Genomic DNA, 12,772 nt, shown 5'->3' with positions numbered 1-12,772 from the left:
AACCGAAAAACCAGGCAAAACGTAAGCCAGCTAAGCGCGTCGTCTCGGGTTATCGTCCGGGTCGGCAAGAGGATGTTGCATGGGCCGCCCGTGCCTCGGCGGCGCTAACGTGTTACCCGAACCATCGGATTGAGACTTGTGATTGCGCGCCAATGATTTGGTTTCGCGGGCCACAGCGAGTTCCGCCAAATCCAACCTTGGCCGCTGTCGCGGCGGCTTGCAGCATTCTCCTTTTGTCGAACAGTAGTCCTCCGGCATTGGAAAATTCAAATCCCAGGTGCATGTGTTCGCAGCGCACTGCACTTCTGGTTTTGTTAGGTGGCGTTTATGAGTAGTTGTTGTCGTGAACAGGCTTTGCTTCAAAGAGTTGCGAAAATCACCCAGTTGATTGCTGAACTTCGTGATCTTCGGATGCAGGTTCGGCAGGCCGAGGCGACAGCGCTTGCCAGGCAGCTTGTCGCAGTAAGCGATCAGCAAGCGTTGGCGGTCGCTGTGGATCGGCTCCATTAGATGCCAATGTTGCAATAACAGCGAGTAGCCCGCATGAGCGTAGCGATATGCGGGGGATAAACCACAACCCCGGATGTCACTGTGCTCATCCGGGCTACGCTTGCTGCTGAACGTCAACGTGCGCGGGCCAATCATTGCAAGCAAGGCAGCCCTCGCCCACCTTGCCAAGGGCGGTCGCGTTATCACCATCGGAAGCTATTTCACCGATCGCGGTCCTCGGCGTGTACGCGGCATCGAAATCGGCGCTGGCCGCATTCACGAAGGCGTTGGCGCGGGAGCTCGGCCCAAAGGAGGTCACGGTCAACCTCGTGCAGCCAGGCTCGATTGACGCCGACATGAACCCAGCGCATGGCCGCGGTCGCGGACACGCTCTCCGGCAGTTCATGGCATGAGGCCGGTATGGCAGAGCGGACGACATCTCCAACGCGGTGGCGTTCCTGGCGAGCGCGAAGACCCAGTACGTGACCGTTGACGGTGGCGCGAACGCCTAGACGCCAAAAGGGTTCGGCGGACGTGGTGCCGCCCGGCCGTACCCTTTGGTCGCTTCAGCCAGCCCAATGCTGGGATAACCGCAACCCCGGATGTTGCTGCGCTCATCCGGGCTACAATGCGCCCATCCGAACGGCTACTATGAGATGCTCTCACGACGTCGGGGATAGCGGAGAAACACCATGGATGAGAACGATCGCTTGGATTCGATGGCGCGATGGATGTGGGACGCGAGGCAGCGGCGCCAAACCTTTTCCAACCTGCCCAACGAGTTGCGGCCTGCATCCATCGCCGAGGCCTACGCAGCCCAGGAGGTTTATTATCGGTTTGCGGAGCCAGTATATGGCCCGGTTGCCGGCGCCAAGATTGCCACCACAACCAAGGTGATGCAGAAATTGATGGGCATCACGCATCCATGCGGCGGAGCGATCTTTGCACGAACGATTCATACGTCGCCGGCGAAGCTGCGGACGGCGGATTTCGTCAATCTGCGTGTCGAAAGCGAGATTGCGCTGAAACTCGGGGTTGACTTGCCCGCAACGGGCGCACCTTGGACGCGCGACACTGTTGCGCCAGCCGTCGCGAGCGCGATGCCAGCGTTCGAACTGATCGAGGACCGGCACGCGGACTATAACGCTACCGATGCCTCGTCGTTGATCGTCGAGAATTGTTGGAACGGCGGAATAGTCCTGGGTAACCCTCAGGCGGTTCAGGCCGGAGACCTTGTCGGCATCGCCGGTCGGCTCAGCATTAGTGGCAAAACGGTTGGCGAGGGCAACGCAGAGGATCCCTACGCAACGCTTGCCTGGGTCGCCAATCACCTCGCCGAGCGTGGTCGTGATCTAAAAGCCGGCATGGTGGTCATCACCGGCAGCGTCATTCCAACGGTTTCAATTGCGAGCGGCGACCGCGCGCTGTTCACGGTTGATGGATTGGGCGAAGTCGCCATGGAAGTCGTCTGAATGTGCTGCCGCCACGCTCACCCCTCCTTCGGCTTCTTCGCCCGCATCTTCATCTCGCGATATCGCTTCGCCCCGCCCTCGCGGTTGTTCTGCGGGCTGCGTTCCACCGCCATCGCATCATCCGGCACGTCCTTGGTGATGACGGAGCCAGAGCCGACATAGGCGCCGTTGCCGATTTTCACCGGGGCCACCAGCGAGGAGTTGGTGCCGACGAAGGCGCCCTCGCCGATCGTGGTCTTGTGCTTGAGGAAGCCGTCGTAGTTGCAGGTGATGGTGCCGGCGCCGAGGTTGGCGTTGGCGCCGACATGGGCGTCGCCGACATAGGAGAGATGGTTGACCTTGGCGCCCGCCTCGATCGTCGCGGCCTTGGTCTCCACGAAATTGCCAATCCTAACGCCGTCGCCGAGCGAGGTGCCGGGGCGCAGGCGCGCATAGGGACCGACGGAGGCTTTCTTTCCGATCGAAGTCTGCACGATGTGTGAGAATGAATGGATCACCGCGCCGTCGGCGATGGTGACACCGGGGCCGATCACCACGAACGGTTCGATGGTGACGTCGCTGCCGAAAATGGTATCCGCCGCGAGATGGACCGTCTCCGGCGCGATCAGCGTCACGCCGGCGTCGAGGGCTGCCTTGCGCAGCCGCGCCTGCATCACCGCTTCCGCTTCGGCGAGCTGGCTCTTGTTGTTGATGCCGCGCACTTCGTCCTCGCTGGTTTCGATCACGACGGCCTCCAATCCCATTTCCCTGACAATAGCGACGGCGTCGACCAGATAATACTCGCCCTTGCTATTGGCGTTGCCGATCCGGTCGAGAATTTCGAGCGCACGATGGCCGTCGAACGCCATCACGCCGGCATTGCACAGCGTCACCTTGCGCTCTTCTTCCGTCGCATCGGCATGCTCGCGGATCGCCATCAGGCGGTCGCCCTCGAGCAGCAGCCGGCCATAGCCGGTCGGATCCGCGGCGCGGAAGCCGAGCACGGCAAGGGCTGCGCCCTGCTCCAGCGGCGCGCGCAGCCGCGCAAATGTCTCGGCCGAAATCAGCGGCGTGTCGCCGAACGCCACCAGCAAATCGTCAGTGCCACGGGCGATCGCCGGGCGGGCGGCCAGCACGGCATGCGCGGTGCCGAGGCGCTCGGCCTGAACGAACGTTGTTGCATCCGCGCGGATGCGCTTGACCTCGTCGGCGACCGCCTTGTGGTCCGGCCCGATCACGACCGCGAGGGAAGCGCCCGTTCCGTGCGGGGCGGCGTCCAGCACATGCGCCAGCAGCGACTGGCCGGCTATGGGGTGCAACACCTTCGGCAGCGAGGATCGCATGCGCGTGCCCTCGCCGGCCGCAAGCACGACAGTCAGGCTGGATCGAGCGGTCATTCTATTTCCCTAACGGACAATTCGGATGGCGCCGGGCCGTCTTTAATTGTTTTCCCCCGGAGATCAAACCGATTCGCCGCCCTGAAAACGTCCGGATTCAAGTGGGCGGCGCTTTTCCTGTTAATGTTTACCCTGTGATTCGGCAGGGGCCTTGAGGAGGGCCGAGGGCGCTTGGCCAAAAAACCAGACCATCTCGCGGACTTCGAGGCGGATGACACCGGTGGCGTGCTGAGCAACCTGTTGGCCGAGGAAGACGAGCTTGACCGCCGCGCGCTGTGGCGGATCGGGTCCTGGGGCGTCGGCGCGACGGCTGCGGTGATCCTGGCCGTGATGGCCAACCAGTCGTCGCTCGGATTGAAGCGCGATCAGGTCGCCGCCGCCGACCTGACCCGGCAGGCGCAGCAGATCCAGTCAGTCGCCAGGGAAAGCCAGAGCGAGGCGCGGCGGCTAGCCGCCGCCATCGATACGCTCAACAGCGATCGCGACCGGCTGTATTCCCGGGTCACCGGCCTGGAACAGGGGCTCGACTCCGTCACCGGGGCCATCGCCCGGCAGGGTTCCGCTGCGGCCACGCCCCCTGTTGCCCATGCGGAACCGCAGGCCGCCCAAAACCCGCAGCCCACGCCGGCCGTAGCGCCGGTAGCGACCGCCCCGGCCATGGCGCCCGCGGACAAATCCACTGCCGCCGCGGAGCCCGCCCTGTCAGCGGTTTACTCCGCCGCAAAGGATGCCGCCAAGACCGACGCCGCCAAAGCTGACAGCGCCAGGCTGGAAGCGGCAAAGGCGGAGATGGCAAAAGCGGAGTTGGCAAAAGCGGAGTTGCCAAAGGTCGAAGCGGCAAAGGCCGACACCGTCAAGCCGGAGTCCGCAAAGCCTTCGCCCGCCACGCCGCTGGTGGCGGCGCAGTCGATGATGGCTCCGCCCGATCCCGCAGCCGGCAAGCTGATCGAGCCGGGCACGGCGCCAAACCCTGTCATCGCAAGCCCGATCCCTGACGTCATGGCGTCGGCGCCATCGGCGGCCGATGTGGAAGCCGACGATGACGCGGCGCCAAAAGTCTCGCTGCGGCGAACCGAGTTCGGGGTCGATCTTGGCACCGCCAATTCGGTGAACGGCCTGCGTATGCTGTGGCTCGGGCTGTTGAAGTCGAGATCGAACGCGCCGCTCGCGGCGTTGCGCCCGATCATCGTCATCAAGGAAAGCGCCAAGGGGCTAGGCATGCAGCTTCGCCTGGTTGCGGGTCCCTTGAACGACGCCGGCGCCGCCGCCAGGATCTGCGCCGTCCTGACCGAAAACAACCGCACCTGCGAGACCACGATCTTCGACGGTCAGCGGCTGTCGCTGAAGTCGGATGATCTGCCGCCCACCATCGCCAAGCCGCCGCCGCGCCGGCGCGGCGTCACCAAGCGGGCGGCGGTCGTCGTCGAAGAGGTGCCGCGAAAGCCGGAAGCGCCGCCTGCGGCAACGCAGACGACCCTGTCGTCCTTCTTCAACCGGAAAAGCTCGCAATAATCTTTTGACTCCAGCGCGTTACGCCGAACTTTTGACACGCTCTCGCACCATTGCCGAGCGCTTGTCCCGGCAGCCAATCCCGACCATATTGCGCCCATGAAAAAATCCCCGTTCCGGCTCACGCCCTATCAAGTTCAATTCCTGCTGGTAGTCGGCTTCATCACTGTCGGTTACGCGCTTTACCTGCGCTACCTCGCGGTCGAGTTCTCAACCGTGGCCCTCGCCTGCGACGCCGGCCTGCAAAGCATGCTTTGCAAGTCGCGGACGCTTGCGACCTACCTGTTCAAGAATTCGGTGTTCGGCATCGTCGCGCTGATCATTGCGACGCTTCACGTCATGCGGCCGTCGATCGTGCTGTTGACCGGCGGGCTGATCGCGGCGGGACTAGGAATCGTGCTCTACAATATCGTGCTGTCGGGAATTGCGATCGGCCTGCTCATTTTGGGATTTGCACGGCCCGCGCCCGCCACAGCGTAAACGCCAGCAGCAAATAGACCGCGCAGGTCCACATCGACTGCCAGTTCTGGTTGCCCTCGTTGATGCCGGTGAACAGCGCAGCCGCCACCAGCAAGCCGGCAAAGGCGGATTCGGCGATTGGGCGCACGCCCTCTTTCGGCCGGTTGAGCAGCATCAAGGCCGCGAACGGCACCACCGCCATGGTCAGTGAAGCGAACGGAAAATCGCGGTAGCGCGGATCGAACGCAAAGCCGAGCGCGGTTCCCGCCGCGATCAGCGTGGTCACGATCAGTACGAGACCCAGCAGCACCGTCAGCACCGAGTTGGTGCGGTAATCGCGCGGTCCGAGCAGTTCGAGGAAGGTCGGCAGCGGCCGTCCCGACATCGCAGCGTTCGCGCACAGCATCGGTGACGCAATGGCGGCCGCCAGCAGCGCCCCCCATTGCAGCCAGCCGCCGGCGCCGTAGCTTTCGTAATACATCTTGTCGGCGGCGATCCCGAGCAGCATGCCGGCGGTTGTCGCCGACGTCCCGACCGCGATCCACGCGGCCAGCCGCGGCTTCCACGGCCGCCGTCGCAGCGTCAGCCAGCCCGCCAGGAAGACCAAGGCGCTGAGCGCCATGCCGCATCCCATCTGCAGTTTCCAGAACGGATAATTGCTGATCGGCTCGCCGGGCGGATATTTCACCGCGCGCTGCGCGTCATCGATCAGGCCCCAATAGCCGCCGACGGTGCCCTCAAGCTGGCGCTTCCACGGCTGGTCATAGGCCTCGATCAGGTTGACCCGAAACTTTTCGCGCTTGGCGAGATCGAGGATTTCGGACACCACGCGCGCCTGGTTGGTGCGCGACGGCAGCGCGCCCTCGCGCATCCGCCCCGCGCTCGGCCAGCCGGTTTCGCCGATCAGGATTTCCTTGTTTGGAAACGCCACCGCCATCCGCTTGCGGATATCGTCGACATGGCCGGCAGCGAATTTCGCGCGCACCGGGATGTCTTCCCAGTAAGGCAGGATGTGGATCGTGACGAAGTCGACGGCCTCATAGACTTCGCGGTTGCGCAGCCAGAATTCCCAGACGTCGGCATAGGTCACGGGCACGGTCACCCGCGACTTCACCGAGCGGATATTGGCGGCGAGATCCGACGTCGTCATCTCGCCGCGCAGCAGCACCTCGTTGCCGACGACCAGCGCGGTAATGACGCCCGGGTGTTCCTTGGTCAGTTCGATCGCGATCGCGATCTGGGCGAGGTTCTTGATCCGGTTGCTCGAGAGCCAGATCCCCTGGATCACCTTCAGCCCCACCTTGGCGGCCAGCGCCGGGACCTGGTCGAGCCCGTTCTCGATCGAATAGGTCCGCACGCAGTCCGTTATCTTGGCGAGCTGCGCCAGGTCCTGCGCGATCTGCTCGGGAGAGATCTGCGTGGTCGGGATCAGGGGGGTCTGGGCGCCACGGAACGGCGCGTAGGAAACGCATTGCAGCTTTGCGTCGGGATCGATCGGCGCGCGCACAAGCGTAATCGGCGTGGCCAGCCACCACCAAAGGGCCGCGATCATACCTAGCGATGAAAGGAGAAGCGCCAGCGGCGTACGAAGAGAAATCAGTTCCATCCTCCGGGCGAGGACCGTCGATTACCCGTTCATCGGCGTTCTGCCAAGATGGAGTATAGCCCTATTGCGCCTCTTCCCCTGCGGCAGTTTTACCACCGCCATGATAAAGTTGTGACTTTGCTGGACAAAATCCGAAATACCCGTCATTTGAATCGCCTGAAGTGGCCGCCGCATTGGGGACCAATTTGGGCGGCAACAAGCCAAACATCACACCGGCCGCGCGCGGCCGGAAACTAATCGGGGTATGTATGCGTCGACGGGTGCTTGATCCTAGAGTTGCGGTTTTGAGGGGTTTCGCTGCTGCCGGCCTGGCCCTTTTGATCGGATCGGCTGGCGCGTTTGCCCAGAGCGGCAGCCCGAATCCCCAGGATCAGTCCAAGCAGCCGGCCGCCAATGCCGCCGACGCCAACAAGGACAACCAGCGCAAGGCCGACGAATTCGTCGAGGCGGCCCAGGCCATCAACGGCCCGGGTGGAAACCCCGAATGCGTCTGGCTCGGCCGCCGGGTGGTTCGCCTGATGTGGCGCGACGACCTGGATACGGCGTTCCGGCACCTCGATCTCTACGACCGGTTTGGCTGCCCCGGCGGCCATGTCCAGGCGGCCTTCCGCTGCCTGACCCGCTTCGGCGGACAGATCGATCCCAAGGTGGCCGAAACCCTCGACAGCCGCATCCACGTCTGCTGGATCAACCCGGGCGCCCAACCCCAGGCTGCGGCGGCGGCCAACCCGGCACCGGCGCCTGCGACCGCCGGCAACGCAACGCCGGCGCCTGCCGCCTCGCCCTCGCCGGCCCCCGGCGCTAGCCCTGCCCCGCCGGCAAAATAGACCCGGCATTCAGGATACGTTCAGCGGAACGATCCTAGTTTGCCAGCGTTTCTCGGCCACGCCCTGAAAACGCCGTCCTTAAAAAAGTCACGGCGTCATACCAGTTGTGAAATCGCAGGGCAGGACTATCCTTATGATGCCGCCGTGTCGGTCGAGCCTAGGGGACAGGTTCGCTTACCTCAAATTGCAGCCCCGTATGGTTTAGCTCCCGATGCGTGCCGTCGTCGCCGTTCTGCTGTTTGTGACCGCAGCTCACGCCGGGCTGTGGGGCCTGTTCCAGGAAAAGCAGCCGGCCCCCGATTTCCGCGGCATCCTGCCGAGCGTCTCCTATGCGCCGTTCGAGGGCAGCGCCCATCCCGACGTCGACAATATTCCGCAGATCGAAAAGATTCGCGCCGACCTGAAGAAGCTGTCCACGATCACGCGCGCGATCCGCCTCTACTCCTCGACCGGCGGCGTCGAACTGGTGCCGCCGATCGCCGCCGAGTTCGGCCTGAAGGTCACCGTCGGCGCCTGGATCGACAAGAACGCCGATCGCAACAAGCGCGAGATCGAGGCGGCGATCGGCCTCGCCAAGCGCAACAGCAACGTCAACGGCATCGTCGTAGGCAACGAAACCATTTTCCGCGGCGAGCAAAAGATCGACGACCTGATCGAGCTGATCAAGCAGGTGAAGAAGTCCGTCAACGTCCCCGTGACGACGGGCGAAATCTGGAACATCTGGCGCGACAATCCGGAACTGGCGTCCTCCGTCGATTTCATCGCAGCACACGTGCTGCCCTATTGGGAAAACTTCACCTCCAAGCAGGCCGTCGATCAGGCGGTTGCGATGTTCCAGCTGCTGCGTGACCAGTTTCCGGGAAAACGGATCGTGATCGCCGAATTCGGCTGGCCGAGCGCCGGCTATAATTTGAGAAACGCCGACCCCGGACCGTTCGAACAGGCCTCGGTGCTGCGCAATTTCGTCACCCGCGCCGAAGCCATCGGCATCGACTACAACATCGTCGAGGCGATCGATCAGCCCTGGAAATTCTTCGAAGGCGGCGTCGGACCCTATTGGGGCATCCTCGATGCGTCGCGCGAGCCGAAATTTTCGTGGACCGGCCCGATCGTGAACGAGAACTATTGGAAGCTGGCGGCGATCGCGCTGCTGGTCGGCATCCTGATGTCGCTGCCGATCCTGCGGATCGAGCAGCCGACCATTATGCAGGCCCTGGTGCTTTCGGCGGCAGCGAATGGCGTCGGCGCCTGGACTTCCACCGTGTTCGCCTACTGGACCGGGCACTATTTCGTGTTCGGCTCGGCGTTTGCGCTGACGCTCGGCCTGATCCTGCTGGTGCCACTGGTGCTGATCGCGATGGCGCGCATCGACGAAATCGCAGCCGTGGCCTTCGGCCACCGTCCGCGCCGCCTGATCAGCAAGAGCGCGCCGCTGGCGCCCGCCACCATCGGCGAAAACGTCGCCTTCCCGAAGGTCTCGATCCACATCCCTGCCTATTTCGAACCGGTCGAGATGCTCAAGCAGACACTCGATGCGGTGTCGCGGCTCGACTATCCGAATTTCGAATGCGTCTGCATCATCAACAATACGCCCGACCCGGAATTCTGGCGGCCGATCCAGGACCACTGCCGCACGCTCGGTGAGCGCTTCAAGTTCATCAACGCCGAGAAGGTGCAGGGCTTCAAGGCCGGTGCGCTCCGCATCGCCATGGACCGCACCGCGGCGGACGCCGAGATCATCGGCATCATCGACGCCGACTATGTCGTGCACCCGGACTGGCTGAAGGATCTGGTTCCTGTTTTCGCCGACCCGCGCGTTGGCCTGGTGCAGGCGCCGCAGGAGCATCGTGACGGCGACCTCTCGCTGATGCACTACATCATGAACGGCGAATATGCCGGGTTCTTCGATATCGGCATGGTCCAGCGCAACGAGCATAACGCCATCATCGTGCACGGCACGATGTGCCTGATCCGCCGCGCGGCGATGGACATGGCCGGCGGCTGGTCCAGCGACACCATCTGCGAGGACACCGATCTCGGCCTGACCATCCAGCAGCAGGGCTGGCTCACGCACTACACCAACGTGCGCTATGGCGAGGGCCTGCTGCCTGACACCTATGAGGCGTTCAAGAAGCAGCGCCATCGCTGGGCCTATGGGGGCTTGCAGATCGTCAAGAAGCACTGGCGGCGCTTCCTGCCCGGCGCGAGCCGGCTGTCGCCGGACCAGCGCCGCGAATTCTCGCTGGGCTGGCTGAACTGGCTGGGAGCCGAGAGCCTCGGCGTCGTGGTCGCGATCCTCAACCTGATCTGGGTGCCGATCGTGGCGTTTGCCGACATCGCGGTTCCGGACAAGATCCTGACGCTGCCGATCATCGCTTCCTTCATCGTCTCGCTGGCACACTTCCTCGCGCTGTATCGTCTTCGGGTGAAGATCAAGGCCGGCCAGATGCTGGGCGCCATGATCGCGGCCATGAGTGTGCAGTGGACGGTATCGCGCGCGGTGGCGCAGGGCCTGATCACCGAGCATATCGCCTTCGCCCGCACCTCGAAGGGCGGCCTGTCGCGGATGTCGATCGAATTCCAGGCGTTCTGGGAGGCCGTGATCGGCGTACTGCTGCTGGTCGGCGCCACCGTGCTGGTCGTGACCAACGGTTACAAGCAGGTGCGCGAGATCTACATCTTCGCGGGCGTGCTGGTGCTGCAAAGCCTGCCGTTCCTGGCCGCAGTCGCGATCGCGTTGTTGGAAAACTCCCGCACCAATTCCTTCGCCTTCTGGCGCAACAGCGCGGTGCGGACGGCGGAACTGATCGGGCTGCGCCCGGTCCGCCTGCCGGCGGTCACCAGCCAGTCCCAGCCGGTTGCATCGGAAATCCGCCGCGAGGCGAACTGACGGTGGATGAAGCGGCCCTGTCCGCTTCAACAAGCCCTGCTAAGCGTCACGGGCACAAGGAAAATTTGGGTTACTCAAGTGCCGCTTTTGTCGCGCCGGCACTATTGACCCGCAGGGGCCCGCCCCCTACACAGCGCGGCAAGTGAGCGCGTAGCTCAGGCGGTAGAGCACGTGACTTTTAATCATGGGGTCGAGGGTTCGAGTCCCTCCGCGCTCACCAACAGAATCAAGTACTTAGGGACTTCTCGGGATTCGGCTAATCTGCCAGTGTGGGCACTGTGTTGGCAAAACGATTGCGCAACTCGGGGGCTCTCATGGATTCATGGGTCATCGTCCTGGTGCTTGGTCTGGTCGCCGCCTACTTTGTCGTGCGGCTGGCTTTGCGATTCTATTTCCCGCCCGATACCTGACACGCCAAACAGCCTCGCCATGACTCTGGGAACGCCGCTGGTGCACCGGCCCGTTGCAGGCTGTCGTGTGCCGGTCGATCGTCGCCAGCGCATGGGCGGGTCTGTGCCGCTGCCAGCGCACAAAACGGCCGCCCGGGTGGGATGGAGAGGCCGGCCACCGGACGTCCCTGTACTGACATGTGCGGGTGCCCTTCGCCGGGCTTGGCGCTTACGACAAGCCGAATCGGCATAAATAGGGGCATGCAGACAATCAACCCCCAATATTTAGGTGATTGTTAACCAGGAATCGGGCTTGGTAAGCACATCCTCGGAGGTGCCTGAATTTGCCCGCCTCTTCGCAACCAAGGTGCATGCGTGCTAAGAGGCATGCATGACTGAGCAGCCGCCTTCGGCCTTGAGCACGGCCAAGATCCAGTTTCATTACATCAAATCGCCTGATTATCGCGAAGTGGCTTGCCACGGAGCCTTGGGCGGACCGACGCCGCAGAAGTACATTTGGATGTCACTTTTCTCGGAACGCACACCTATCCCGCGCGTCGTTGAATACACGGTGGAGGGTATTCCGGGACAAGAAGTCAAGCTTTCGGAGGCGACGGCAGTGCCAACCAACATCGAGTCGCGCGCGGGAGTAATCAGAAGCGTCGAGATTTCCGCTTATCTAGATCTTGAAACCGCAAAACGTGTCAACCAGTGGCTCAGTGAGCAAATCGCGCTCCTAGAAGGTGCCAAGTGAGATCACCCCTCATAGCATTTCAGCCCTCCGTATCGGCAACAACAGGTCCCGATCGGATGACGCTTCATTCGCCCACGCGCGCGGTAAGCGGAGGGTCTTACCGTCTTCCAGAACCCGAGGTCGATGAATTCTCATCGTTTGAATCCTACGACATTGACGATTGGGATGGCTATGGTGCGAAGCCGATAACGGCTGACACTGTAAAAGCTGCGCGGGCGTTTCGGCGTCTCTTCGATCAAGAAACGCCTCAACCGGATATTGCACCAGGCGCTGACGGGACGATTGGCTTTGAATGGCAGATGAGTGATCAAACACGAGTTTTGATTGATGTTGGTCCAGGAGGGAGAGTTTTCGCCCGTCGCATCGATCAATCGGGAAGAGTGTCAACCTTCGCCCCCACGCGAGTTGAAACAGCGGCCAAGCAGCTTCTGCTTGAAATCTTTTCCACCTAAACGGCGATGTGCGACGGAAGCCAGTTGCAGGAGAACCAGCCACTGCATGATGACGCGTGTTGGTTCAGAACTATCACAAACGAGGATCACCTCACTCGTACCGGAACCCTCCACTACCAAGCTCTGAAGGGCGCGCAGTTCAGCCCAGCCGACCCTGGAATGGCATGGGATCACGAGCTGTCCGGACGCGCGATTTGCCTTGCCGGCACTGCTGCGCAAATCGAAGCAGATGGCCGCTCTCGAATCGAAACCATAAAAAATAACTACGCCGCTAAGGGGAAGGTCGCCCCCAGCAAGATCAAATTCGTCGGCGTCGCAAGCGCGACTGCACTCGAAATTCGTAGCGACTTCGGCACGGTCAAAAGCGATACCGCCTATACGCCCAACCAGGCGGATGTAGCGCATTCAGATCTAGTGACGTTTGGCACTGCATCTGATTCTGACGTCGATCAGGTTCGGCATTGGCTACAAAACAGGCTGCGTATAACGCCAGCCACAAACCTCGTTATGTTGGTTTCGAATTGTGGCGTCAGCAAAGTGACCTGAGCG

12 protein-coding genes and 1 tRNA gene are annotated in these 12,772 nt (G+C 62.5%); 10 read left to right on the top strand and 3 right to left on the bottom strand.

The window, feature by feature from the left end:
* Positions 1-30: 30 nt before the first annotated feature.
* Positions 31-654, bottom strand: a complete 624-nt coding sequence (locus ACVWVY_RS27415; RefSeq protein ID WP_456629293.1) for a hypothetical protein — start codon at positions 652-654, stop codon at positions 31-33.
* Positions 655-731: 77 nt separating this feature from the next.
* Between ACVWVY_RS27415 and ACVWVY_RS27410 the strand changes: the two genes are divergently transcribed.
* Together ACVWVY_RS27410 and ACVWVY_RS27405 are read left to right on the top strand one after the other, a co-directional pair.
* Complete coding sequence (locus ACVWVY_RS27410; RefSeq protein ID WP_456629292.1) at positions 732-902, top strand: SDR family NAD(P)-dependent oxidoreductase; 171 nt, start codon at positions 732-734, stop codon at positions 900-902.
* A gap of 279 nt (positions 903-1,181) precedes the next feature.
* A complete protein-coding gene (locus ACVWVY_RS27405; RefSeq protein WP_456629291.1) occupies positions 1,182-1,961 on the top strand; it encodes a 2-keto-4-pentenoate hydratase in 780 nt (259 codons plus the stop codon).
* A gap of 17 nt (positions 1,962-1,978) precedes the next feature.
* Here ACVWVY_RS27405 and glmU read toward each other — a convergent pair whose 3' ends face one another.
* Positions 1,979-3,337, bottom strand: coding sequence for a bifunctional UDP-N-acetylglucosamine diphosphorylase/glucosamine-1-phosphate N-acetyltransferase GlmU (gene glmU / locus ACVWVY_RS27400; RefSeq protein WP_456629290.1), 1,359 nt, complete (start codon positions 3,335-3,337; stop codon positions 1,979-1,981).
* A gap of 171 nt (positions 3,338-3,508) precedes the next feature.
* On the opposite strand from glmU, the gene ACVWVY_RS27395 reads away from it, so the two are divergent.
* Together ACVWVY_RS27395 and ACVWVY_RS27390 are read left to right on the top strand one after the other, a co-directional pair.
* Positions 3,509-4,849, top strand: coding sequence for a hypothetical protein (locus ACVWVY_RS27395; protein ID WP_456629289.1), 1,341 nt, complete (start codon positions 3,509-3,511; stop codon positions 4,847-4,849).
* Positions 4,850-4,945: 96 nt separating this feature from the next.
* On the top strand, positions 4,946-5,326 hold the full coding sequence (locus ACVWVY_RS27390; protein WP_456629288.1) for a hypothetical protein: 381 nt from the start codon (positions 4,946-4,948) through the stop codon (positions 5,324-5,326).
* Here ACVWVY_RS27390 and ACVWVY_RS27385 read toward each other — a convergent pair.
* Positions 5,286-6,911, bottom strand: coding sequence for a glycoside hydrolase family 17 protein (locus ACVWVY_RS27385; RefSeq protein WP_456629287.1), 1,626 nt, complete (start codon positions 6,909-6,911; stop codon positions 5,286-5,288). The two genes, ACVWVY_RS27390 and ACVWVY_RS27385, sit on opposite strands and share 41 nt — an antisense overlap.
* A gap of 248 nt (positions 6,912-7,159) precedes the next feature.
* On the opposite strand from ACVWVY_RS27385, the gene ACVWVY_RS27380 reads away from it, so the two are divergent.
* The 6 genes from ACVWVY_RS27380 (at position 7,160) to ACVWVY_RS27355 (ending at position 12,769) form a co-directional block, all read left to right on the top strand.
* Positions 7,160-7,738 (top strand): beta-1-3, beta-1-6-glucan biosynthesis protein, encoded by a 579-nt coding sequence (locus ACVWVY_RS27380; protein WP_456629286.1) that lies wholly within the window; start codon positions 7,160-7,162, stop codon positions 7,736-7,738.
* Positions 7,739-7,949: 211 nt separating this feature from the next.
* The gene (locus tag ACVWVY_RS27375) at positions 7,950-10,628 is read left to right on the top strand and encodes a glycosyltransferase (RefSeq protein WP_456629285.1); all 2,679 of its coding nucleotides are present in this window, start codon (positions 7,950-7,952) and stop codon (positions 10,626-10,628) included.
* A gap of 144 nt (positions 10,629-10,772) precedes the next feature.
* A tRNA-Lys gene (locus ACVWVY_RS27370) sits at positions 10,773-10,848 on the top strand.
* Between the two features lie 560 nt (positions 10,849-11,408).
* Positions 11,409-11,771, top strand: a complete 363-nt coding sequence (locus tag ACVWVY_RS27365; RefSeq protein WP_456629284.1) for a hypothetical protein — start codon at positions 11,409-11,411, stop codon at positions 11,769-11,771.
* Positions 11,772-11,827: 56 nt separating this feature from the next.
* Positions 11,828-12,223, top strand: coding sequence for a hypothetical protein (locus ACVWVY_RS27360; protein ID WP_456629283.1), 396 nt, complete (start codon positions 11,828-11,830; stop codon positions 12,221-12,223).
* Positions 12,224-12,247: 24 nt separating this feature from the next.
* The gene (locus ACVWVY_RS27355) at positions 12,248-12,769 is read left to right on the top strand and encodes a hypothetical protein (RefSeq protein ID WP_456629282.1); all 522 of its coding nucleotides are present in this window, start codon (positions 12,248-12,250) and stop codon (positions 12,767-12,769) included.
* Positions 12,770-12,772 lie beyond the last annotated feature (3 nt).

The sequence above is a fragment of the Bradyrhizobium sp. URHC0002 genome, from assembly GCF_054059515.1.
Note: the sequence above shows the minus strand (reverse complement) of the source record. Positions and strands in the feature narration are given on the sequence as shown.